Source organism: Bradyrhizobium sp. 197, assembly GCF_023073375.1.
Lineage (GTDB): Bacteria > Pseudomonadota > Alphaproteobacteria > Rhizobiales > Xanthobacteraceae > Bradyrhizobium.
Genome location: NZ_JADPJJ010000030.1, coordinates 303,456 through 327,553, shown reverse-complemented (window position 1 = coordinate 327,553; position 24,098 = coordinate 303,456). Strand labels below are relative to the sequence as shown.

The window sequence follows — 24,098 nt, the reverse complement described above, 5'->3', positions numbered from 1 at the left end:
GGATCTTACTTGGCGGACGCCTGCGGCTGCTCGATCTTCGTCATTTGCGGGTCGATCTTCTGGCCCGGGATCACGCGCAATAGCCCCGCGATCACCACGCGGTCATCAGGCTTCAAGCCGCTTTCGATCACGCGCAGGCCGTTATCGACGGGACCGATCTGCACCTTGCGTTGCTCGACGATGTTGTCGCCGCTGACGACGAGGAGATAGCGGCCGCCCTGGTCGCTGCCGAGCGCGGTATCGGGAACGAGCAGGGCGTCCTTCTCCTGGGTGAAGGGCACGCGAACGCGCACGAAATAGCCGGGCAGCAGCACCCGCTTGTCGTTGGGCACGAGACCGCGCACCGCGAGCGTGCCGGTCGACTGGTTGATGGTCGGCGCGACGTAGTCGAGCTTGCCCTCGTGCGGATAGCCGGCCTCGGTTTGCAAGCCGACGTGAATTGGAAATTGCTTCATGTCGGCGGCGGTCAGCCCCCGGCGGGCGGCCTCGGCACGGATGCGCAACACGTCCTGCTCGTTGACGGTGAAGTTCACATAGATCGGGTCCATCGCCACGATGGAGGCGAGTTGGGTCGGGGAGGAAACCCCGACGAGCTCGCCGATCGAGACCATATGCGCGCTGACGACGCCGTCGAACGGTGCGCTCACCTTCGTGTAGCCGTAGTTGACTTCGGCGAGGCGGGTGTTGGCCTGGGCCTGCTGGAGGTTGGCCTGCGCGTTGTCGCGGTTCGAGGTCGAGTTGTCCAACGTCGCTTGCGAGACCGCTTGCCGCTGCACCAGATCGCTCTGTCGCTTGTAGTCGGCTTCCGCCTGCCGGAGCGACGCCTGCGCGCCGGCCTCGGCCGCCTGCGCCTGATCGAGCTTGACCTTGTAGGTCTCGGGCTCGATCGTGAACAACTGGGTGCCCTGTTTGACGAAGGTGCCGTCCTGGTAGTCTATCGATTGCAGGAATCCCTGCACCCGCGCGACGAGATCGACATTCTTGATCGGCGCGGTGTTGCCGGTGGCCTCGACATAGCGCGTGACCGCGCGCTGCACGGGCGCGGCGACGTCCACCTTGGGCGGCGGCGGCGCGACGAACGTATTCTTGTCCTCGCAGCCGGTGAGCGCGGCCATGGCCATCGCCGCGGCCAGGGCCCGCCCGGCATATCTCCACGCTCCGTTGCGCCGTGAGGGATTCGCGCAGGTCATTCGGTGGCCCCCGGTTACTGTCTGTCGGGGCGAGAGGCTACCAACAAATGCCCGGCCGTGAAACACCATAGCCATGGCAGTCATCAGGTGGCAGTCATCAGGTGGCAGTCATGGGCCTTGCACCGCAAACCGCGCTGTGACCTTCGGCAGTTTTGCCATGACAAACCGCTTTTCATCGCCCGCACGATCGACCAGAATTATGTCAATGGCCGAACGGTGGCGCGCGAGGCGGTCGGGAACAACAAGAGAAGAAGAAAAGGCCAGGAGATCATGACATGCCCACGTCTCTTCAGTCGGCCCTTGCCGGCCTCGTTCTGGCAGCGGCGGTTGCCATGCCCGCGCTAGCCGATGGTCTGAAGGACGACATCGCACCGAGCGGCAAGCTCCGCGTCGCAATCGCGATCAGCCCGGCGGGCGGCGCGTTCTGGTCCACCAAGACCGAAGCCGGCTATGCAGGCGTGCCGGTCGATCTCGGCAAGGAGATGGCCGCCCAGCTCGGCGTGCCCGTCGAATATGTCGTGCACCAGAATTCCGGCCAGATCACCGATGCGGCGTCGAAAGGCACTCTTGAAAAAGGTGCTTGGGACGTCACCTGGTTACCCAAAGACCCCGAGCGTGAGACCAGGATGATGTTCGGTCCGATCTACGAGGTCGCCGACGCCACCTACATCGTCAAGGCAGGGTCAAGCGTCACCAATTTCGCCACGCTCGACCAGGTGGGCATCAAGGTTGCGGCCGTCAACGCCACGACCACCATGCGTGGCACGGTCGCGCATCTGAAGAACGCGAAAGTCACGGGCTACCAGACCTATGACGAGATCTTCCGCCTCCTCAGCAGCGGCGAGATCGACGCCTTCGCGTTGTCGCGCGACCAGCTCAACAAGATGGCGCAGAAGATTCCGGGTACGCGAGTGCTGGACGAGACCTTCAAGAAAACGGTCACGGCCGTCGCCGTGCCGCTCGGTCACAGCCAGGCTCTGGCGTTCGTGACCAGGTTCATGACGGAAGCGACGACGAACGGCACACTTCGCAAGGCCTATGACAATAACGGCCTGAGGGACTCGCCGATCCGCACCGAGTAGGGCGTGCGGAGCAGGCCAGCGCGGTCGGACATGAACAGCTACGAGGACCGCCGAACGTGCTCGGCCTGCATGGCTCGAGACGCCCGCTTCGGTGGGCTCCTCATCATGAGGGTCTAGTATCGCGCGGTAAAGCGCGATCTCATCCTGAGGGCCTGCCGTAGGCGGGCGTCTCGAAGGATGGACCGCAGGCGAGCTATCCGCCACGCTCGTTTTATATGTATTCGCCCTGCTAACGCGGCTTGATCTCCGCGTATTTCGCCATCGCCTTCTCGAATTTCCGCTTGAACAGCCACATCGCGCCAAGGATTTCCCGGAAGCTTGCCGAGGTTCGCGCCCGGTCGGCCTGTCCAAAAGCAAAAATACTGTTGTTGCGCAGGTGCTTCATGATCGTCGGACTGGACACCCTGTAGTTCAGGAGATCGCCGGACTTGAGCGCCGACCGAGTCGGCGTGGGAACGATCTGGATCAGCTCGAACAGCTTCATCTGGTCAATCGGGTCGGGCAGGGTCTTCACGATTCCCGGGATATCCCGAAAAACATCCGCATGTGCGTTCATCAGGCCGTCGCGCACGTTGGTCCAGTGATTGAAGCGATGATCGGTGCCGCGGGCGCGCGCCTCTTCCTTGTCGTCGCGCGCGCTCAGCTCGGGATCGCTTGCGGCGATCTCTGCCTTGATGGCTTGCCATTTCCTGCGGCCGTTGCGGTCCTCGGACGGGCCGGTCTGGAAGCTGCCCATATAGGTGTTGGAGCGCCCGTTGCGGACGTTCTGCTTGCCGTTGGTCTCGGCAAAGAACAGCCCGAGGCTGATCCGGCCCGCTACTTCGGCGTGAATCGGCGCCAGCCCCTTGGCCCGCGCGATCGCGGCGGCGAGATCGACCACGTCCTTGAACGGCGTGGCCGAGTTCTGCGCGCCGGCCGGCGGCGCTTCCATGATGTCGAACAGCTTTGAATATTCGTCGATCAGCGGTTCGATATCGGCGTCGAAATAGGCCGGCGGTATTTCGAACTTGTTGGGCCGACCGATCCGCGACGGCAAGGCGTCGGTGAGATCCTTGTAAGCACTGATGACGGCGACCCGCGCAAGATAGATGGCTTGGCCGGGCAGGTTCGGCAGCGGTTCCTTTGCGTCGATCTGGCGGCGGCGCTCGGCCAGAATCGCCTTGAAATCGCCGAGCGCACGCTCGTAGGTCGCAGCCGCCTCCGATTGTCTTGCCGTGAGCGTTTGCGCCTGGCTCGGGACGAACGTCGTAAGGGCCAGCCCAAGCGCCGCGATGATTGCGAGGAGTTGACGTCGTGCAGGCATGGCCGGTTCCCCAACGATTCGTCTGTCGGGGGATCGTAGCCTAGTCATTGGCTTCGGGCGGCAGGAAGTCGACCTCGTGCAGCGCCGAGATGCGCACGACCTCGGCCGGGTCGGTCAGGTCATGGAGCTGGTTGAACAGCGCCTCCAGCTTCTGCATCGGCGAGACCCAGAACAACGCGCGGGCCGGTTTGTCGGATTTGTTGAAATAGCCGTGCGGGATGCCGCGCGGCAGGCGCACGAGGTCGCCGGCATGGGCCTTCACCCATTTGCCGTCGAGCTTGAGGTCGAGCGTGCCTTCCTGCACCAGGATGAATTCGTCCTGGGTCGGGTGGATGTGCACCGGCACGAATTGGCCCGGCTCGCTGTTGGTCTCGAACGCGAAGGTGGACTCGGTGACGGCCTTCGGGAAATAGACCTGGCCCAGAATGTTCCAGGTCTTGCCGCCATAGCCCGTGCCGTTCGCGGTGATGCCTTTTTCGAGTGACGTCATGGCTCGTCTCCAATGGATATGTCTGGGATGAGTTTTGCGCAGCTATCGCGCGCTGTCCATCCATTCCGCTGCACTAGCGCCCGTCGCGTTCAGCCGCCTGCTTGCGCAGAAAGCCTTCGACATCGGCCTGCACCGAATAGGGCGTCGGGATCGGATCGCCAGCCGTGTCGACGGCGGTGTCGAGGGAGCGGCGCAGCATGCGCGCGAGCTCGGCCTTGCGGTAGGGCTTTGTCAGAAGCGGCGCGCCCATGGTGGCGCGTCCCTGCGCATGCAGCGAGTCGTAGGCATAGCCCGACGTGAACAGCACCCGCAGCGAGGGGCGCGCTGCCACCATCTCGTCGGCGAGCTCTCGTCCATTCAAGCTGCCGGCCATCACGATGTCGGTGAAGAGCAGATCGAATGGCGTGCCTTCGGCTGCGATGGCGAGCGCCTCGGCCGCATTGGCGGCGGGGATGACCTTGTAGCCGAGGCTTTCGAGCTGGACCGTGACATATTGGCGGACGTCGCGGTCGTCCTCGACGCAAAGGATGGTCTCAGTCCCGCCCACGACCTTGCGCTCGTCATAGCCGGCCGGGCGAAGCGTGCTCGCCTCCGCCTTCGGCAGGTAGATCGTGAAAATCGTGCCGCGTCCTTGTTCGGACGAGACCTTGATGCCGCCGCCGGATTGCTTGACGAAACCGAACACCATGCTGAGCCCGAGCCCCGTGCCCTTGCCGACATCCTTGGTCGAGAAGAAGGGATCGAAGATCCGCTCCAGAATGGCCTGCGGAATGCCGGTGCCGGTGTCGGCGATCTCGATCTCGACATAGTCGCCGGCATAGCCGGCCCCGACCGCCACGGCCTCACGGACGCCGAACACGACGTTGCGCGTCGTCAGCGTCAGTCGGCCGCCATCCAGCATCGCGTCGCGGGCGTTGATCGCGAGATTGAGCAGCGCCGAGCTCAATTGGCCGCGATCGACCAGGGCGAGCCAGATCTTGCCGTCAAGCCGGGTTATGATCTCGATCTTTCTGTCGAAGGTTGCCAGCAGCAGCCTTGCGAGCTCTTCAAGCAATTCGTTGACGTCGATCTCGGCCGGCTTGAGCGCCTGCTTGCGGGCAAAAGACAACAGGCTCGACGTCAGCGCGGCACCGCGGTCGGCGGCGTCGCTGATCAGCTTGGTGATGGTCGCGAGCGGCGGATTGTCCTTCACGGCGTCGGCGAGGATCTCGATCGTGCCCGTGATCACGGTGAGCATGTTGTTGAACTCGTGCGCGATGCCGCCGGTGAGCTGGCCGACCGCCTCCATCTTCTGGGCCTGGATCAGCTGCTCCTCGGCGGCACGCTTCTGGGTGACGTCCTTGACGAAATTGTTGATGAGGGTGCGTCCCCCGAGCTGGAGCGCCGTGCTGGACGCCTCGATCAGGATCTCGTCGCCGTTCCGGTGCAGCAGGGTCGCTTCGAACCGGATGCCGATCGGCGCATCCGACAGTTCCGGCAGGAGCCGCATCATGCGTTGCCTGAAGCCGTCGCGCAGCGGCTCGGCGACGAGGAGGTTGACGACGTCCGTGCCGAGCGCCTCCTTGCGCGTCCAACCGGTCAAGGCTTCGGCCTGAATGCTCCACTCCAGGACGATACCGTTCGCATCGGTTTGAACGAAGGCATCGAGCGCGGTCTTGATGACGGCCTGGGTAATTTGCGCGCTGGCCTGCGCCTGCTCGGCCAGTCGTGCGGCAATGCGCTTGTCCTGCAACGTCACGATCATGCGCGTGCAGAGCCGCGCGTTCAGCGCCGCAACGAGACCGCTTGCGAGCAGGGCGATGAGCTGGACCGTGCCGAACCCGGTTCCGGTCACGGCATAGGAGGCGAGGAGGGCCGCCGCAGTCACGACGACCTGCGCGACCATCGCGAGCGTCAGAAGCCCCCTGAATTTCATGGTCTCACACCAACGCGTCGGTCGCGGACCCTCGCGTCCACCCTGTCAATGAGTCCGGCTCCACGTGAGCTACAGATTCCGCGCGGCGGCGTCGAGGAGCAATTTGCGGTGGTGCCGGGCGGCGGCGCTTCAACCTGCCGGAGAATCGGTCTGGCGCAGCGTCGTCACCCAGATCACGCGCGCGGTCTGCTGGGTCGGGTTGTCGAACATGTGCGGCACGATGCTCGGAAAGCGAAAGCTGTCACCGGCTTCGAGCAGATGGGCCTGGTTGTCGAGCCACAGCCGCAGGCTGCCCGAGAGGATATAGCCCGCCTTCTCGCCGGTATGCTGCAGGAAGTCGGTGCCGGACGAGGCGCCGGGATTGAGCGTGAGCTCATAGAGTTCGAGCTGGCCTTTGTCTGCCGGCGTCAGCGCTTCCTTGACGACGCCGCTAGCGGTGAGCCGCAGCAGGCGCCGGCTGTTCTTGCGCACGATGTAGCGTTGCACGTCGGCGGGATCGGTGGTTTCGAAGAAATAGGAGATCGGGACGTCGAGCGCGATGCTGAGCAGGCGCAGCGTGCGTATCGACGGCATGGCGCGCGCGCGCTCGAGCTGGCTGATCATGCCGTTGGAGAGGCCGGTCTTGTTGGCAACGTCCTGGATCGACAGCCCGGCGCGCTGACGCAGCAGCCGCACGGTCTCGCCGAGGCGCTGGTCGATCGCATCGTCGGCCTCGAGCGCCGGGGCGTCCTTCGGACCGTTCGTGTCCCCGCGACCATCCATGTCGCTCTCCCATGCATTGCCTCGCCGCCCAAAATGGTCCGGCGCTGTGAAAAGGTCGCGCATCCTAGCAATGTGATTGACAGCTGTATTTAGTCGTGATGAACTTTTGATAGAAAAATTTAGAAGCACTAAAGCCCACTCCTGTCCCTTTGCCGGGGTCTTGGGGGCGCGGGGAACGGTGCCGCGTGCGAAAAACGGAGAGTGGTCATGGCGGACGACACCGGGAAGTTCGGCGTTGGAGCACTGCATCTCGGCATTCCGAATCGCCGTCAGCTCTTTCAGCTCGGCGCGGGCGCCGCGGCGGGATGGACGCTTTCAGGCCATGCATTTGCGCAGACCGAACGCCCGACCAATCCGCCGGACAAGCCGCGCGGACAGGTGATCGCGGCGCTGTCGCAGGAGCCAACGGTCTTTCATCCCCTGATGCCGGGCATCGAGGTCGATCAGGGCATCTGGTGGCAGGTGTTCTCGCCGCTCTGGTTCATCGATCCCGACGGCAAGTTCGTTCCCGACCTCGCCCGCGAAGTCCCGACCATCGAGAATGGCGGCCTGTCGGCCGACGGCCTGACCTGGAAGATCAAGCTGCGCAGCGACGTGAAGTGGCATGACGGCACGCCGTTCACGGCCGAGGACGTAAAATTCTCGATCGAGCTGATCAACAATCCCGACTTCCGCGCCCGCAGCCGCGTCGGCCATAACCTCGTGAAGGACATCAAGGTCGTCGCGCCCGACGAGATCCACTGGCGGATGGACACGGCCTATTCGCCTTATATGTCGATCCTGGGGGCGCTGACCTTCATCGTGCCCAAGCACATCCTGGAGAAGCTGACGGATCCGAACGCCTCGCCGTTCCACAATGCGCCCGTCGGCACCGGGCCGTTCCGCTGGGGCGAGCGCGTGCCGGGCGACCACATCCTCTTGAATGCCCATGCCGGCTACCACGGCAAGGGACCCTACGTTGAGCGCGTGGTGTTCAAGTACATTCCGGACCTTACCGTCCTCTACACCCAGTTCCGCACCGGCCAGGTCGATTACACCGGCCTGCAAGGCATTTTGCCGAACTTCGTGCAGGAGGCGAAGACGCTGAAGGGACGCAAGATCTTCGTCTCCTCGACGTCCTCGGTCGAGCACATCGCGCCCAATCTGGATTTCGGTCCCTTCACCGACCGCACTGTACGCGAGGCGCTATATCTCGCGATCAACAAGCAGGCGATCATCGATGCGCTGAATTACGGCCTGCCGACGCAGACCGAGAGTTTCGTGCCGCAGCAGGCCTGGTCGTTCCAGCAGGGGCTGCCGCAGCACAAATATGATCCCGCCAAAGCCAACGCGCTGCTCGATGCTGCGGGTTGGGTTCGCGGCTCCGGCGGCGTGCGCGAGAAGGGCGGCGTCAAGCTCGAATTCACCAATTCGACGACGTCAGGCAATGCCGTGCGCGAGCAGACCCAGCAGCTCCTGATCCAGGACTGGCGTGCGATCGGCGCCGCGATGCGCGTCAACAACATGCCGGCTGCGGTGATCTGGGGCGACTTCTGGCAGCAGTCGAAGTTCAACTCGGTGATCGTGGGGGTGAACTTCATGCTGGGCAGCGACCCCGATGTGACGCCGCGCTTCGGCTCCGGCGCCATTCCCGCCAAAGGCGGCCGCGGCTACAACACCTATCAGTACCAGAGTCCGGAAGCGGATCGGCTTCTCGCCGAAGGCGCCAGGCAGTTCGATCTGGCGCAACGCAAGACGACCTATGGCGAGCTGCAAAAGCTCATCCGCAACGATCTCGCCATCCTGCCGCTGTTCCAGGGTTTCATCGCGGAAGGCGTGAAGGAAGGGCTCCAGGGTTTCCGCCCCAACATCAACATGTCGATCAACTGCTGGAACATCCGCGAGTGGTATTGGGCCTGATGCATCCGATCCGCGGGATCGCCTGAGATGGCCCGTTACGTCGCCAATCGCCTGGCGCAGGCGATCATGCTGCTGGTGATTGTCTCAGCGATCGGCTTCGCCATCCTGCATCTGGCGCCCGGCGGCCCGCTCTCGCAATTTGCGGCCTCTGCGCAGATGACGCAGGAGGATCTCGATCGCGTCACCAGCCAGCTCGGGCTCGATCGTCCGCTTCCGATCCAGTATCTCGACTGGTTCGGTCGTATGCTGAAAGGCGACTGGGGTCGCTCCTACCGCGACGGCGAGGCCGTGCTGTCGGTGATCTCCTCGCATCTCGGTGCCACCATGGAGCTGATGGCGACGGCGACGATCATCGCGGTCTTGCTTGGCTGCTGGATCGGCGTGCTTGGCGCGCTCCGCCGCTACTCGCTGTTTGATACGCTCGCAACCGTCGGCGCCATGATTGCGCTGTCGATCCCGACCTTCTGGTTCGGCCTCGTCACCATCTACGTGTTCTCGGTGAAGCTCGGCTGGCTGCCGTCCGGCAATCGCGAGACCGTCGGCGACGGCTCCTTCCTCGACCTGCTGCATCATCTGATTGCGCCGGCGCTGGTACTGGCGCTGGTCGAGACCGCGATGTGGGGCCGCTTCATGCGCTCCTCGATGTTAGAGGTGATCAACCAGGACTACATCCGCACCGCGCGTGCGAAAGGCATGCCGGAATGGCGTATCCTCACCGTTCACGCCCTGCGCAACGCGCTGCTGCCGATGATCACGGTGGCCGGCCTCCAGTTTCCGACGCTGCTCGGTGGCGCGCTGGTCGCCGAGACCGTATTCACCTGGCCGGGCATGGGTCGGCTGTTCCTCGATTCCATCGGCTATCGCGACTATCCCGTGGTAATGGGCATCCTGATGTTCTCGGCGACGATGGTGCTGATCGGCTCGCTGCTCGCCGACATCTTTTATGCCGTCGTCGATCCGCGCATCCGGGTGGGCTAGACGATGGCGACTGCAGCCCTCTCCACCGTCCAGCTCGCACCCGGCCAGGCCGCGTGGCGGCGATTCCGCCGGCATCGCCTCGCGCTCGCGGGCGCGGTGATCATTCTGATTCTCATCCTCGGCTCGGCATTCGGCCCGTATCTGCTACCGTTCGACGACACCTATATCGACATCATGAAGCGGTTCGCGCCGCCGTTTTCGGGCGCGCACATCCTCGGCACGGACGAGCTCGGCCGTGACGTGCTGGCGCGGCTGATGATGGGCGGGCGCGTGTCGCTTTCGATCGGCATCGTCGCGATGGTGATTGCGATGGCGGTCGGCATCGTGGTCGGCGCCTTTGCCGGCTTCTATGGCGGCGTGGTCGGCGCGGTACTGATGCGGCTCGTCGACGCGGTATTATGCTTTCCGACGATCTTCCTGCTGCTTGCGCTTGCGGCGCTCACCGAGCCGGGCCTTGTCACCACCACCGTGCTGATTGCGGCGACCGCCTGGATGGCCGTCGCCCGCGTCGTGGAGGCCCAGGTGCGTTCGCTGCGCGAGCGTGAGTTTGCGGTCGCGGCTCTCGCCTTCGGCTCGTCGAACATGCGCATCATGTTCCGCGAGCTTGTGCCGAATGCGATGGCGCCGATCATGGTGGCGGCGACGTTGAACGTCGCCAAGGCGATCCTGCTCGAATCCTATGTCAGCTATCTCGGTTACGGCATCCAGCCGCCGGCCGCGAGCTGGGGCAACATGCTCAACAACGCGCAGATCTATCTCACCAGCGCGCCCTGGCTCGCGATCGCGCCGGGCCTCGCGATCACGCTGGCCGTGACGAGCTTCAACTTCCTCGGCGACGGCCTGCGCGACGCGCTCGATCCGCGAATGAACATCCCATGACGAGCAAGATCTCGATCGAATTGAAGTCCAGGCTGATATTAAGGAGTGTCTCATGTCCCCGCCGCTCACCCGCATAAACAGCGACGAGCGCCTGCCGGCGCAGGCGGACGTCGTCGTCATCGGCGGCGGCGTCATCGGCGTCTCCGCGGCCTATCATCTAGCGAAGAAGGGCCTCTCAGTCGCCTTAGTCGAGAAGGGACATGTCGGCGGTGAGCAGTCGAGCCGCAATTGGGGCTGGTGCCGCCAGCAGGGTCGCGCGCGTGAAGAAATTCCTCTTGCCCGCGAGGCGCTGCGCCTGTGGGAAGACATGCAGAACGATGCCGGCGTCGATGCCGGCTTCCGCCGCACCGGCGTGCTGTTCCTGACCAAGAGCAAGGATGAGCTCGCCAGCTGGGAGCGATGGGCCGCAACGGCGCGCGAGATGCAGGTGCACTCGACGGTCCTGACGCCGGCCGAGGTCGCCGAGCGCCTGCCCGGTAATTCCGAGAAATGGGTCGGCGGCCTGCACACGCCGAGCGACGGGCGCGCCGAGCCGTCGATGGCTGTGCCCGCGCTCGCGACCGCCGCGCGAAAACACGGCGTCACCCTCCATCAGGGCTGCGCCGCGCGCGGACTGGAAACGCAGGGTGGACGGGTGAGCGCCGTCGTCACCGAGAAGGGCACCGTTCGTACGCAATCGGTACTGCTGTCCGGAGGGGCGTGGTCATCGCTGTTCTGCCGGCGCCACGGCATCGAGCTGCCGATCGGCCTCGTCAACGCCACCGCATGCCGGACTACGCCGGGACCGGAGATCACCTCCGGTGCGCTCGGCACCGATCTCTACTGCATCCGCCGCCGCCTTGACGGCGGTTTCACCTTGGCGCTGCGCAACCGCGGCACGGTTGAACTGTCGCCCGACCTGTTCCGCTATGCGCTGACCTTCTGGCCGACCTACCTGCACCGCAAGAACGGGTTGAAACTGTCGCTCGGCAAGTCGTTCTTCGATCAACTCATGCGCGGCACGGACTGGAGCCTGGACAAGCCGTCGCCGTTCGAGACCGAGCGTGTCCGTGATCCCGCGCCCGACATGTCGCTGGTCAATGCGGCGCTGGCTTCGCTGATCAAGTCGAATCCGGAATTGAAGGACATCGAGATCGCGGAAGCCTGGGGCGGCACGATCGACTGTACGCCGGATACCATCCCGGTGATTTCGCCGGTCGACGCCTTGCCGGGCTTCTTCCTTGCCACCGGTTTCTCCGGCCATGGCTTCGGCATCGGCCCCGCGGCGGGCAAGCTGGCCGCCGACATCGTGACGGGCGCGACGCCGCTGGTCGATCCTGCGGCGTACAGCCACAAGCGCCTGATCGACGGCCGGCGGCTCGCGCCGGTCAGCCCGTTTTGAGAGTTTTGGCCGCATGACGGTTCTCTACAAGGCCAACATGGTTCGCGGCGAGGAGTGGGCGCGCTTCTTCGCCCAGCGCGCGCCTGATGTGCCGTTCCGGCTCTGGCCCGACATCGGCGATCCCGCTGACGTCCGCTATCTCGTGGCGTGGGTGCCGCCGGATGACATCGCGACGACTTTCCCTAATGTCGAGCTCGTCTTCTCGGTCGGTGCGGGCGTGGACCAGTTCGACGCGTCAAAAATTCCGCCGCACATTCCGTTGGTGCGCATGCTGGAGCCCGGCATCGCCGAAACCATGGTCGAATATGTCACCATGGCTGTGCTCGCCCTGCATCGCAATCTCCTGGACTTCATCGCCCAGCAGAAGGAGCAGGTCTGGCGCGAGATCCGGATCACACCGGCCAGGCGTCGTCGTGTCGGCGTGATGGGCCTCGGCCAGCTTGGCCAGGCGGTGCTCGAGCGCCTCAAGACGTTCGACTTTCCGCTTCTCGGCTGGAACCGCTCACCGCGCGAGATCGAGGGCGTGACCTGCTATGCGGGCGGGGATGCGCTGCCGGATTTCCTTGCGCAGGCCGACATTCTCGTCTGCCTGCTGCCTTTGACCGACGAGACCCGCGGCATCCTGAACGCAGATATGTTCGCGCGCCTGCCGCGCGGCGCGTCCCTCGTCAATGTCGGGCGTGGCCCGCATCTGGTCGAAACCGATTTTCTCGCAGCGCTCGACAGCGGCGCGTTGTCCGGCGCCGTCCTTGATGTCGCCGAGCCGGAGCCGCTGCCTGTGGGTCATCCGTTCTGGAGCCACCCGCGCATTCTGCTGACGCCGCACAATGCCAGCATGACGACGCCTGATACGGCCGTCGATTTCGTGCTCGACGTGATCGCACGTCACCGCCGCGGCGAGGATTTGCCGGGGCGTGTCGACCGTAGTCGTGGCTATTAGGACATCGGCATGAGCATGGGCGCAAGCATACCCGACCACGTCGCTGCCGCCGCGCATGCGCCGGTGCTGTCGGTCTCAGGCCTCACCACGTCCTTCCTGCGCGAGCGGCAATGGAGTCCGGTCGTCCGCAATGTGTCGTTCGATGTCTCTCCCAAGGAGACCGTGGCTATCGTCGGTGAGTCCGGTTCCGGCAAGAGCGTCACCGCGCTCTCGATCATGCGGCTCATTCCGAAGGAGAGCGGCTGCGTCGAAGGCAGCGTCCGGCTTGCCGGTCGCGATCTGCTGACGCTGCCCGAAGCGAGTATGAAGGACGTGCGTGGCAACGAAATCGCCATGATCTTCCAGGAGCCGATGACGAGCCTCAATCCGGTGCTCACCATCGGCTTCCAGATTGCGGAAGCACTGATCCAGCACCGCGGCCTGTCGCGCGCGGCGGCGGAGGCCGAGACCATCCGCTTGCTCGACCGTGTTCGCATCCCCGCGGCAAAATCGCGCTTCCACGAGCATCCGCATCGCTTCTCCGGTGGTATGCGCCAGCGCGTGATGATCGCGATGGCGCTGGCCTGCAAGCCGAAACTCCTGATCGCCGACGAGCCGACCACTGCGCTCGACGTCACCATTCAGGCGCAGATCCTGGAGCTGTTGAAGGAGCTCCAGAACGAGGAGGGGATGTCGATCCTCTTCATCACCCACGACATGGGCGTGGTCGCCGAGATCGCGGACCGCACCGTGGTGATGTATGGCGGCCAGGCGGTGGAGACCGACGCGACCTCGCGCATCTTCGCAGCCCCCTCGCACCCCTATACAAGGGCACTGCTCGCCGCTGTGCCGCGCCTCGGCTCGATGGATGGACGCGTGCGGCCGATGCGGTTTCCGATCGTCGACAAGGTGACAGGGACCTCGGATGATCCGGCGGAGACACCCGATACGGTCTCGACCGCCGAGCGCCCGCTGCTCGAAGTCGCCAACCTCACCACGCGCTTTCCGATCCGTTCGGGCCTGTTCGGCAAAGTCTCGGGCCGCGTCCATGCGGTCGAGAACATTTCCTTCACCTTGCGCGCCGGCGAGACGCTGGCACTGGTCGGCGAATCCGGCTGCGGGAAGTCGACGACGGGCCGTTCCATCCTCAAGCTGACGGAGCCGGACAGCGGCACCGTTCTGATCGACGGGCAGGATGTGCTGGCCATGAATGCCCGCACCTTGCGCGACTTCCGCAAGCAGATGCAGATCGTGTTTCAGGATCCGTTCGCGAGCCTCAATCCGCGCATGTCGGTGGGAACGGCGATCGCGGCTCCCTTGCTCGCCAACGGGCTCGCCACGGCGTCGCAGGCGCGCGAGAAGGTCGCCGATTTGCTCGTGCGCGTCGGCCTCACCGCCGACATGGCCGCACGTTTTCCGCACGAATTCTCCGGCGGCCAGCGCCAGCGCATCTGCATCGCACGCGCGCTTGCGCTCGGACCGAAGCTGATCGTCGCGGACGAGGCGGTCTCGGCGCTCGACGTTTCGGTCAAGGCGCAGGTCGTCAATCTGATGCTCGACCTTCAGGCCAGCATGGGGCTTGCTTATCTCTTCATTTCCCACGACATCGCGGTGGTCGAGCGCATGAGTCACCGCGTCGCGGTGATGTATCTCGGCGAGATCGTCGAGACTGGCCCGCGCGCGGCATTGTTCGGCAATCCGCAGCACCCCTATACGAAGAAGCTGATGGCGGCCGTGCCGGTGCCCGATCCAGCGCGCCGCGGCACCCGGCGCGAGGCCTCGAACGACGAGATCAGAAGCCCCGTGCGCGCGCCCGACTACCAGCCGCCGGTTCGGCAATATCGCGAAGTGTCTCCGGGTCACGTCGTGCAGGTCTGGGGCGAGGAGTGGTCCGCCTGAGGCGCGCAGGCGCGCTGCGTTTCCGGTGACGCGGCCTAACCTCATGAGTTGACGTGCACGAAACAGCAAGGGCGGATAGATTTGACGTCGGCGAAATGCGGGGACAGCTTGCGAGTTGACCGCGCCGTTCAGCTCCTGCTTGCGCGCTCCCGGGTGTCGCGACGATGCAGAGGCGTCCTCCGGAAATTGTGACCGGATGGAGCGACAGGAAACCACGGTATGTGAACCGTCTCACATTCCATCACTCTCTTTTTGAGGTATCACTCCCACAAGAAATTGCCGCACCCGGAGCTAAATGACAGACACGGGTGAGATGCAATGCCTGCGAAGCGGCGAGCTCGCAGCTTTGGATTGGCTCTCGTCTTGCTCATGAGCAAGCCAGCCCCATCACTCAGCACAGATCTTTCAGAAATTGGAATCCACGGAATCGCAAAGCACGTCCACGAGGCCGCCTCTATTCGAGGTCGGCCGGTAGGCCGCTACTTACCTGAGAGGGAGACTCCAATGAAGATTAGCAATGCAGTTTCCAGCGCATTATCCGTAACGAAGCAAACCGGCAATCTCCGGATCGCTCGTTCCAGTCTGATCAAATCGGCCCATCTTATTGAAAGAATTGGGCTCGCAGCCGTTGGGGCCTCTTGCGGCCTCTACGTGGGTGCGACCCTGTTGCGTCAGAAAGACGGACTGTTTGAAAGCGGCTGGATCGTGCTGCTAACGATGCTGTACGGAGCTCTTAGCTATTATGTCGGAATTGATTTGTTTCGCAGTGCCGCTCGGAGGTCGATTTCGAGCATCTCGGACGAATGGAACGGTTTCGAGGCGGCTGAGGTCATGAGTGCGGCCGGAACGTTCGGCGCCGCGATTGCAGCAACTCTGTCCGTCAGCATCCTTGTCCTTGATCAAACCTTGCCCAATGGCCTGATAGGCTTTGTTGCCGGCTGTTGGGTGGTTGGTTCTTCGCTTCAAGTTGCGGCGGGGACGATGGCTCGCAACTACGAAGCGTCCATGGACAAGGAATGAACAATACTGTGCTCACGGAAAAACGTCTGCTTGGCGTCGTGACGTGGGCACAGGCCGCAGTGTTGGTTTCGGCTTCAGGTCCGAAAGTGAGTAGCTGACGGCTGACAACTCATCGCAACCTCTATCGCCCAACGCTGCGTGCTGACGATTTTTGGTAGCGCAGCCGCTCGCATTGGGCAATGTCTCTGCTTGGAAGCGGTACCGGTACTGAGCAACCTAAATGATCGCGCAACAAACAAGACGTGCCATCATGATGGTGTTGGGATATTGTCCCCGCGCCGTGGTCCAAAATTCTGCTAACCGCCTACTACACGATCGGTGGAGCCAATGCAGATTGCGGAGTGGCTCGAGAAGCTGGGGCTTGGGCAATACGCAGAGCGTCTTGTCCAAAATGGGATTGACATCGACGTCCTTCCCGAACTGATGGACGAGGACTTCGATAAGCTCGGAGTCCTGCTCGGCCATCGCCGCAAAATGCTGCGTGCTATTGCCGACCTCGATCCAGCCGCGTTGATCGCATCGCCGGCTCGTCCTCATGACGCCGAGCGGCGCCATCTCACCGTCATGTTTTGCGATCTGGTCGGCTCGACTGCGCTCTCGGCGCGTCTCGATCCCGAGGATATGTGGGAGGTGATCCGGGCCTACCGCGCGGCCTGCGCGAGAGTCATTGCCGCTTATGACGGCAGGATAGCCAGGTTCGTTGGCGACGGAATACTCGTCTATTTCGGCTATCCTCGCGCCCACGAGGATGACGCGGAGCGCGCAGTGCGAGCCGGGCTCGACACTATAGCCGCGATTCGGCAGCTCAAAACAGGCGCTGACGAACGGGTTGAAATGCGGATCGCAATTGCGACCGGGCTTGTGGTGGTCGGCGACCTCATCAGTGGAGATGCGTCAGAGGAGCACGCAACCGTCGGCGATACACCAAACCTCGCTGCTCGGCTCCAGAGCCTGGCGGAGCCGGGGGCGGTCGTCGTTGCTTCGTCGACGCGCCGGCTGCTTGGTGATCTCTTCGCTTTTCGCAATCTCGGCCGCCGTGAAGTCAAGGGAATCGCCGAACCCATCGCAGTCTGGGCGGTGGAGGGAGCGACCGCATCCGAGAGTCGCTTCGAGGCGGTCCGCGCGGCGCGCTCGATCGGCTTTGTTGGCCGCAAGGACGAGATCGAATTCATTCTCTCGCGCCAGCGCCGGGCATGGCAGGGGCAGGGCCAGATGGTATTGATTTCTGGCGAAGCGGGCATCGGCAAGTCGCGCATTGTCGCAACGCTGTCCGAAAGCCCCTCGTTGGGTGCGCACCGCCGGGTGCGATATCAGTGTTCGCCTTACCACACCAACAGTGCGCTTCATCCCTTTGTCGCGCAGCTCGAGCGCGCCGCCGGCATCCGCTCGCACGATACGTGCGGGCAAAAGCTCGACAAGCTCGAAGCAATGCTGGCGCTTGGAACACAGCAGGTCGCCCGAGCGACACCGCTCATTGCGGCTCTCCTTTCGATTCCAACCGGAGACCATTGTTCGCCGCTCGGTTTGAGCCCGGCGCAGCAGCGGCGACAGACATTTGCCGCCCTTCTCGATCAGCTCGAGGGGTTGGCGCGAGAGCAACCCCTGCTGATTATCTGCGAGGATATGCATTGGGCCGATGCCACGACACTTGAACTGTTCGATCTCGCGGTCGATCGGATCAGGGGACTGCCGATACTCGTGCTCATGACATCCCGGCCGGAGTTCGAGCCCTCATGGTCGGGCCTTGCCAACGTCAGTCTATTGCGGCTCGACCGGCTCGACCGGCAGGACTCGCGCGCGCTGGTCGAACAGGTGGCCGTGGGTCGCCAGCTGCCACGCGAGATGATGAAGCAGATCATCGACAAGACGGATGGCATCCCGCTATTCGTCGAGGAATTGACCAAGATGGTGCTCGAGTCCGGGCTGCTCGTCGAAGATGCCGGGCGCTATCGCCTCAATAGTCCGCTCCCGCCGCTCGCTATTCCCGCGACGCTGCAAGATTCGCTGATGGCGCGGCTCGACCGGCTCGCTCCAGTCAAGGAGGTGGCGCAGATAGGCGCCGCCATCGGCCGCGACTTCTCATACGCGCTGCTGAAATATGTGGCGGGACGCGATGATCTGACGCTGAGTGCTGCGCTAGGGCAACTCGAAGAGGCCGAACTGCTGGTGCGTCGCGGGGTTCCGCCCGAAGCAAACTATAGTTTCAAGCACGCTCTCGTTCAGGAAACGGCCTACGAGAGCCTGCTCAAGAGCAAACGGCACGTGCTGCACACCCGCATCGGCGACGTACTGCGCGAAAAGTTTCCGGTCGTCGCTGAGACCGAGCCGGAAGTTCTGGCACACCACTTCACTGAGGCGGGGTTGAGCGAGGTCGCCCACGAGTGGTGGCGCAAGGCGGGACAGCAGGCGCTGAAGCGTTCGGCCTATTCCGAGGCGATCGCACATCTCGGCAAGGCGATTGCCACCGCCGGTGAGTTGCCTGATGAGCCTCGCGGGATGATGAGCAGGCTCCATCTTCAAATCGCCTATGGTCGCGCACTACGGGGCAGCCTCGGGCACAGCGCTCCCGAAACGGTAGCCGCATGGACGTGCGCTCGGCAGTTCGTAGCCGACATCAATGATCCAGTTGAACTTGCGCCAGTCCATTCGGGACTCTTCAATGCCTGCCTGACACACGGCGAACTCGCTCCGATGCGGGAGCTGGCGGATGCCATCGGGAGCGCCGCTGACCGACGACCGGACTCCCCGGTGGCCGCCGTCGTAGCCCACTGGACGGGCGGGGTTACCTGCTGGTTCGGGGGTGACTACTTGAACGCGAGAGTGCATCTTGAGCAGGCGCTGGATATCTATGGTGCCGAGCCGGATCCCGCGACGTTCAGGGCTTCGGCGCTGGATCTTCCGTTCGTGATTATGAGATTTCTTGCCCTGGTGCTCTGGCCGCTTGGCGGGATCGCTCGCGCGCGCCGGCTCGCCGCCGAAGCGGTGAGTGCTTCAGGAGAAAAACGGGCTCTTTCCCAGGCCAATGCGCTTGTTCATCGCGCTGTGTTTGACGGACTATGCGGGGGCATGTTGCAGCAAACAGAGACGATCCTGGCGCTCGGTCTCGCTCGGGACCACACGATGCCGCTGTATGTGGCCGCCGGCACCTACCTGAATGGCCTGGCCAAGTGGCGCGCCGACGACCGAACGACCGGATTGACGGAAATGCGCCGCGGCTGGACCTTGCTGCACGAGAATGACTGCTATCTCTGTGAACCGTTTTGGGGGATGCATGTCGCCATGGCGGCCGCAGAGTCGGGTCAACTCGAAAACGGGCTGGAAATCTTGAGCGAATTGATCGCATGGGCGGGCCAATCCGGTCAGCATTGGCTTGATGCCGAGCTGCATCGCGTCTACGGCGAACTGTTGTCGCGCCATGACCCTGACGAATGCAGTGCCGAAAATGCCCTCAAGCGAGCGCTGGAAATCGCACGACACCAACAGGCGAAGACTTTCGAGTTGCGCAGCGCCCTTGGTCTCGCACGCCTGCTCAAGAGAAGGGGCCGAGCGGGCGCGGTATCCGAGGTGCTCGCTCCCGTCCTTGCTGAATTCGATGCGGAGCGAAATCTTCCCGAAGTCGAAGAAGCGAAAGAGCTGCTCAAGCAAGAGCGTTAGCCACGTGCTCTCTAGCCGGTCGTTTGGGGGCAGAGGCGTCTCGATATGCCGCCAGCATCTTCGAACCTCAATGCGCAATTGCACATTGAGATTTGCAACGTGACGTGCAGGCCAGGGAACGGCGCTTCACGAGTTGACGTGCACGAAATCCCGCAGCAGCGGAGAGATCTCGTTGTTCCAGCGCTTGCCCGAGAACACGCCGTAATGTCCGACACCGTGGTGGACGCGGCGATAGGCGCGCACGCCGGTGCAAAGGTCTTGTGCCGCGAGCGTCTGGCCGCCGGTTCGGCAATATCGCGAAGTGTCGCCGGGTCACGTCGTCCAGGTCTGGGGCGAGGAGTGGTCCGCCTGAGGCGCGCAGGCGCGCTGCGAATGCTTTCGAGAACGCACGACGAAATCGTGCGGTGAGTCGCAGAACAGATTAACTGTGTTGTCCTTCGCGATGCCGGGCCTGTGACATCACGCTGAAATCACAATGAAATCATCGCGGCGCGATCCGGCGCGACAGCCTGCGGCAAAAGCTTCGTGTTATGCGCTGCGGCTGGACCGTTGGCCGGCGATCTCCGATAATGCGCAAATATCGGGAAGGCCGACGAAGAAGTGCCTTTACGGATAGGTTTATTGAAATGACACAAGCGGGCGTCTACGGACGGAGGCTCGGACAGGGCCTTCACTCGAAGCAAGCACCAGTGCTGATCACGCGTTCGCTGCATAGCGCCGCGCTCGCGGTCACTGAAGTCCGCAACGACGATCCGACACCGGGTATTTCCGGCTCCCTGGCGGCGGAAGATGCCTATCTTGTCAGCCTGAAATTCCGCGACTATCCGGGTTGCGAATGCTGGGAGCAGGGCCGCTGTGTCACCAAGGCGGATGTTCGCGCAGGCGCGACCTATCTGTACGACCTCAAGCGCGACCCGCGCTATGTGATCGACAAGCCGTTTCACTCGCTCTTCTTCTATTTGCCGCGCTCGGCGCTCAACGGCGTTGCCAGGCAGTCGGGCGGGCCGCGCGTTGGCGAGCTCAGCTACGAGCCAGGTGTCGGTCATGACGACGAGGTCATTCGACATGTCGGCGCCTCGTTGCAGCACGGACTGCGTCGACCCGACGAGACCAACCAGCTTTTCGTAGATCACATGATGCTCGCGCTCACCGCTCACGTCGCTCAGACCTATGGTGGGCTGAAGCCAGCCGCAGAACCGAGCCGCGGCGGTCTCGCGCCATGGCAGATGAAGCGTGCGTGTGACCGGCTCGACTCCGATCTCTCAGGCAAGATCGCGCTGCAGCAGATCGCGACCGATCTCGGCCTTTCAGTCAGCCACTTCTCACGCGCATTCCGGATCTCCACCGGCCTGCCGCCGCATCAATGGCTGCTCCAGCAGCGCGTGAAGGCGGCCAAGCAACTGATGACGGTCCGCGACCTGCCGTTATCCGAGATTGCCATCTCGGCCGGATTTGCCAATCAGAGCCATTTCACGCGGGTGTTCTCGTCGATGGTCGGCGTCAGTCCGGGCGCGTGGCGTCGCGAAACGGATGGCGGACGAGAAAAGATCTAATCAGCGCCGCTTCGCCAGCGAATTGTTGTAGGCCGCGCGGCGCGCCGCGAAAATCTCGTCCGGCGGATGGCCGATGCCGTCGGCGAGATTGGCCGGATCGAAGATGGACCGGTCGCAGGCATCGTTGGCTTCCAGACCGGTGATGACGATCGTCCCCAGCCGCACCTCCTCCCGGTTGTCCTCGTCCGGCCATCGCAGGGTGACGTCCATGACGGGATCGCCGGGACGGTCCAGCAGGGCCATCACGTTGAGACGAACGTCGCCGGCTGCGATCCTCCGCGCGAGATCCTCGTGCAGGAAGTCGGCGGATTTCGCTCCGGCTTCGTCCTCGCTCAGCGTGATATCGCGGCCGACAGGCGCGAGCTTGAACTTGATGAAGCGGGTCTCACCTTTCGCGCTGGTCGCGGGAAAGGCGTGCACGCCCCAATAGGTCGTGCCGGCAAAGCTGCCGGGCAGCCGGCGCGCGGCGATGTAATTGGCCTGATTCAGCGTCTCAGGATTGGCCGCGGAGTAGGCCTTGACCTTCGCCATGTCGGGCTTGCCGTCCGCGCCCGGAATGCGCGCCTTGAGGAAGGTGAGCATCTGGTCCAGCGTCCGTGCAAAATGCACAGGCGCGCTTTCCACCAAAATGTCCGAGCGATGGGCGTCGTCGCCAAGCCTGAAGCTGAAGCCGCGCAGCACGAAATTGCTGGTGTCGGCTACGTCAGGATTGCCGCCGCCGACGGAGAAGCGCGCCAGCACGCGCGAGGGCTTTGTGAAGCTCAGCGATCGCGTGATCTCTGCCGCGCGCTCGGACGGGGTATAGGTGCCGCGCACGCATCGACCCTTGGCGAAGCTCGCGCGCACCTTCGGCGGATTGCCTGCGACCGCCTTCAGCGCGTCGACGATCGCGGCCGGCGTGGCGGCTGGGGTTGGCAATTCGGACATGGCAAGGCCTCCGGCTGAAGCGGCATGTCCGTGTTTTAGGGCTGGTGCAGCGCCGGCGTCTTTCCCAATGCCGCGCTGCTTTGTCCGATCCTGCTGAAGGAATTTGGTGCGCCTTCAGGAATTCACGTGCACGAAATCCCGCAGCAGCGGATAGATCTCGTTGTTCCAGCGCTTGCCCGAGAACACGCCGTAATGGCCGACGCCGGCCTGCATGTGGTGGACGCGGCGATAGGCGCGCACGCCGGTGCAGAGGTCTTGCGCCGCGAGTGTCTGGCCGATCGAGCAGATATCGTCCTTCTCGCCCTCGACCGTCATCAGCCCCATCCGGCTGACGGCCTTGGTGTTCACCGGACGTCCCCGATGCATCAGCTTGCCCTGCGGCAGCAGATGTTCCTGGAATACGTCGCGCACGGTCTCGATGTAGAACTCGGCGGGCAGGTCCATCACGGCGAAATATTCGTCGTAGAAGGTCTTGATGCTGGCCGCCTTGTCCTTCTCGCCCTTGGCGATGTGGTTGGCCAGGTCCATGTGCTGCTTGATGTGGCGCTCGAGATTCATCGAGACGAAGGCGGTGAGCTGCACGAAGCCGGGATAGACTTTCCGAAGCGCGCCGCGGCACTGCATCGGCACGTAGTTGATCAGGTTCTGCTCGAACCATTCGATCGGCTTGCTCTTGGCGAACTCGTTGACCCTGGTCGGCTGGATGCGTGTGTCGATCGGCCCCGCCATCAGTGTCAGCGTCGCCGGCCGCGAGGGATGGTTGCCCTCGCACATGATCGCGGCGGCCGCGAGCGCCGAGACCGAGGGCTGGCAGATCGCCACCATATGCGGGCGCGGGCCGAGCTGGCCGAGGAAATCGATGAGGTGGTCGGTGTAGTCGTCGAGCCCGAAGCGACCCTCGCTGCGTGAAATGTCGCGTGGATTGTGCCAATCGGTGATGTAGACGTCGTGGTCCTGAAGCAGCGTCTTCACGGTACCGCGCAGCAGCGTCGCGAAATGGCCGGACATCGGCGCCACCAGCAGCATGCGCGGCTGCTCGGGCGCGCCATCCTTCTTGAAGTGGAGCAGCGAGCCGAACGGCGTCGCGTAGGCGACCTCCTCGGTGATGCCGACCTCGCGGTTGCCCACCATGACGCTGTCGATGCCGTAAGCGGGGCGGTGATAGGTGAGGGTGGAGCGCGAGATCAGCTCCAGCGCGGCCGACAGTCGGCCGACGACCTGATCCGACAAGCCCTGCGGCACCAGATTGAGGAATTGGAGTGCGGACGAAGCGCCCGACCGCCACGGCGCCGTCAGGTCCATATGGTTCTGAAAGGCCTGATAATACATCGACATCATACTGAAACGCCCACCTGTCCCGTGCTGCTATGCAATATCGAAGCCAAACCGGAGATGGGCCGACCTCCAGATTGGCACGTCGCTTGCTGCTTTATTCGCGGGAAGCGAGCATTCCCCGCAGGCCGGGCGGATGCAGGTCAAAGGCGTGAGGGAAGGCCATATGGCGAAGGCGAAACTGACCATCAGCAGCAAGAACTACTCGTCCTGGTCGCTGCGTGGCTGGCTGCTGACGAAATTTTCCGGGCTCGATTTCGAGGAGATCGCCACCGCGCCCGACGACGCGTCGGCACGCGCGGAGATCCTGCTGCTGTCGTCATCGATCCTGGTGCCGTGCCTGCGGCACGACGGCGCCGTGGTCTGGGACACGCTGGCGATCGCCGAATATCTCAACGAGGCGATGCCGGATGCCGGCCTGCTGCCGGCTGACAGCGTCCAGCGCGCACATTGCCGCTCGATCTGCGGCGAAATCCACTCCGGCTTCACCACGCTGCGCGCCTCGCTGCCGGTTAATCTGAAGGGACATTTCCCTGGCTTCAAGATCTGGTCGCGGGCGCAGGCCGACATCGATCGCGTCTGGGCGATCTGGCGCGACTGCCTGGAGAGATCGGGCGGCCCCTTCCTGTTCGGCGAGAAGCGCACCATGGCGGATGCGATGTACGCCCCGGTGGTGACGCGCTTCGTCACCTATGACGTCAAGCTCGAACCGCTTCTGAACGCCTATGCCGATACCATCATGGCCATGCCCGAGATGAGGGAATGGATGGCAGCGGCAAGGGACGAGCCGGCCGAGATCGAGGAGCTCGAGGTCGAATATTAGCCAGGCCTGGTGCCGCCCTGCCTGTTTTGGGGGCGCGGCCTGAACCGCCGCACGCGGCAGTCATGGCATTGAAGTCATTGAAGCCGTTAACT

18 protein-coding genes and 1 pseudogene are annotated in these 24,098 nt (G+C 63.6%); 11 read left to right on the top strand and 8 right to left on the bottom strand.

All coding sequences use genetic code 11. From position 1 onward, the window contains the following. Nucleotides 1-5 precede the first annotated feature (5 nt). Nucleotides 6-1,190: an efflux RND transporter periplasmic adaptor subunit gene (locus tag IVB27_RS08085; RefSeq protein ID WP_247442733.1), complete on the bottom strand. Its 1,185-nt coding sequence runs from the start codon at nucleotides 1,188-1,190 to the stop codon at nucleotides 6-8. A 275-nt stretch (nucleotides 1,191-1,465) separates the two neighbouring features. On the opposite strand from IVB27_RS08085, the gene IVB27_RS08080 reads away from it, so the two are divergent. Further along, complete coding sequence (locus IVB27_RS08080; protein WP_247442732.1) at nucleotides 1,466-2,272, top strand: ABC transporter substrate-binding protein; 807 nt, start codon at nucleotides 1,466-1,468, stop codon at nucleotides 2,270-2,272. A 229-nt stretch (nucleotides 2,273-2,501) separates the two neighbouring features. Here IVB27_RS08080 and IVB27_RS08075 read toward each other — a convergent pair whose 3' ends face one another. The 4 genes from IVB27_RS08075 to IVB27_RS08060 all read right to left on the bottom strand — a co-directional run bounded on the left by IVB27_RS08075 (nucleotide 2,502) and on the right by IVB27_RS08060 (nucleotide 6,742). Continuing rightward, the gene (locus IVB27_RS08075) at nucleotides 2,502-3,575 is read right to left on the bottom strand and encodes a hypothetical protein (RefSeq protein ID WP_247442730.1); all 1,074 of its coding nucleotides are present in this window, start codon (nucleotides 3,573-3,575) and stop codon (nucleotides 2,502-2,504) included. A gap of 40 nt (nucleotides 3,576-3,615) precedes the next feature. Further along, nucleotides 3,616-4,065, bottom strand: coding sequence for a cupin domain-containing protein (locus IVB27_RS08070; RefSeq protein ID WP_247347856.1), 450 nt, complete (start codon nucleotides 4,063-4,065; stop codon nucleotides 3,616-3,618). Between the two features lie 73 nt (nucleotides 4,066-4,138). Beyond that, the gene (locus IVB27_RS08065; protein ID WP_247442728.1) at nucleotides 4,139-5,980 is read right to left on the bottom strand and encodes an ATP-binding protein; all 1,842 of its coding nucleotides are present in this window, start codon (nucleotides 5,978-5,980) and stop codon (nucleotides 4,139-4,141) included. A 129-nt stretch (nucleotides 5,981-6,109) separates the two neighbouring features. Further along, nucleotides 6,110-6,742, bottom strand: a complete 633-nt coding sequence (locus IVB27_RS08060) for a helix-turn-helix domain-containing protein (protein WP_247347854.1) — start codon at nucleotides 6,740-6,742, stop codon at nucleotides 6,110-6,112. Between the two features lie 207 nt (nucleotides 6,743-6,949). On the opposite strand from IVB27_RS08060, the gene IVB27_RS08055 reads away from it, so the two are divergent. From IVB27_RS08055 to IVB27_RS08020, 8 genes are all read left to right on the top strand, one after another. Further along, nucleotides 6,950-8,641 (top strand): peptide ABC transporter substrate-binding protein, encoded by a 1,692-nt coding sequence (locus IVB27_RS08055; protein ID WP_247442726.1) that lies wholly within the window; start codon nucleotides 6,950-6,952, stop codon nucleotides 8,639-8,641. Between the two features lie 27 nt (nucleotides 8,642-8,668). After that, nucleotides 8,669-9,619 carry an ABC transporter permease gene (locus IVB27_RS08050; protein ID WP_247347852.1) on the top strand — a complete coding sequence of 317 codons (951 nt, stop codon included), beginning with the start codon at nucleotides 8,669-8,671 and terminating at the stop codon, nucleotides 9,617-9,619. A 3-nt stretch (nucleotides 9,620-9,622) separates the two neighbouring features. After that, nucleotides 9,623-10,498, top strand: a complete 876-nt coding sequence (locus tag IVB27_RS08045) for an ABC transporter permease (RefSeq protein WP_247442724.1) — start codon at nucleotides 9,623-9,625, stop codon at nucleotides 10,496-10,498. A gap of 52 nt (nucleotides 10,499-10,550) precedes the next feature. Then, on the top strand, nucleotides 10,551-11,879 hold the full coding sequence (locus tag IVB27_RS08040) for an NAD(P)/FAD-dependent oxidoreductase (RefSeq protein WP_247442723.1): 1,329 nt from the start codon (nucleotides 10,551-10,553) through the stop codon (nucleotides 11,877-11,879). Nucleotides 11,880-11,892: 13 nt separating this feature from the next. After that, nucleotides 11,893-12,819 carry a 2-hydroxyacid dehydrogenase gene (locus tag IVB27_RS08035; protein WP_247442722.1) on the top strand — a complete coding sequence of 309 codons (927 nt, stop codon included), beginning with the start codon at nucleotides 11,893-11,895 and terminating at the stop codon, nucleotides 12,817-12,819. 9 nt (nucleotides 12,820-12,828) lie between these two features. Beyond that, entirely contained in the window at nucleotides 12,829-14,697 is a 1,869-nt protein-coding gene (locus tag IVB27_RS08030; protein WP_247442721.1) for an ABC transporter ATP-binding protein, read from the top strand. A gap of 504 nt (nucleotides 14,698-15,201) precedes the next feature. Continuing rightward, nucleotides 15,202-15,717, top strand: coding sequence for a hypothetical protein (locus IVB27_RS08025; protein ID WP_247442719.1), 516 nt, complete (start codon nucleotides 15,202-15,204; stop codon nucleotides 15,715-15,717). Between the two features lie 327 nt (nucleotides 15,718-16,044). Continuing rightward, nucleotides 16,045-19,371, top strand: coding sequence for an adenylate/guanylate cyclase domain-containing protein (locus IVB27_RS08020; RefSeq protein ID WP_247442718.1), 3,327 nt, complete (start codon nucleotides 16,045-16,047; stop codon nucleotides 19,369-19,371). Between the two features lie 126 nt (nucleotides 19,372-19,497). Here IVB27_RS08020 and IVB27_RS08015 read toward each other — a convergent pair. Continuing rightward, nucleotides 19,498-19,650: pseudogene (locus IVB27_RS08015) on the bottom strand (polyhydroxyalkanoate depolymerase); the annotation flags it as partial. A 347-nt stretch (nucleotides 19,651-19,997) separates the two neighbouring features. On the opposite strand from IVB27_RS08015, the gene IVB27_RS08010 reads away from it, so the two are divergent. Then, complete coding sequence (locus tag IVB27_RS08010; protein ID WP_247442717.1) at nucleotides 19,998-20,924, top strand: helix-turn-helix domain-containing protein; 927 nt, start codon at nucleotides 19,998-20,000, stop codon at nucleotides 20,922-20,924. Here the strand turns inward: IVB27_RS08010 and IVB27_RS08005 are convergent, their stop codons facing one another. Then, nucleotides 20,925-21,851, bottom strand: coding sequence for a catalase family peroxidase (locus IVB27_RS08005; RefSeq protein ID WP_247442716.1), 927 nt, complete (start codon nucleotides 21,849-21,851; stop codon nucleotides 20,925-20,927). A 114-nt stretch (nucleotides 21,852-21,965) separates the two neighbouring features. Further along, nucleotides 21,966-23,189, bottom strand: a complete 1,224-nt coding sequence (locus IVB27_RS08000) for a polyhydroxyalkanoate depolymerase (protein WP_247442715.1) — start codon at nucleotides 23,187-23,189, stop codon at nucleotides 21,966-21,968. 160 nt (nucleotides 23,190-23,349) lie between these two features. On the opposite strand from IVB27_RS08000, the gene IVB27_RS07995 reads away from it, so the two are divergent. Further along, nucleotides 23,350-24,006 carry a glutathione S-transferase family protein gene (locus IVB27_RS07995; RefSeq protein ID WP_247442714.1) on the top strand — a complete coding sequence of 219 codons (657 nt, stop codon included), beginning with the start codon at nucleotides 23,350-23,352 and terminating at the stop codon, nucleotides 24,004-24,006. Nucleotides 24,007-24,098 lie beyond the last annotated feature (92 nt).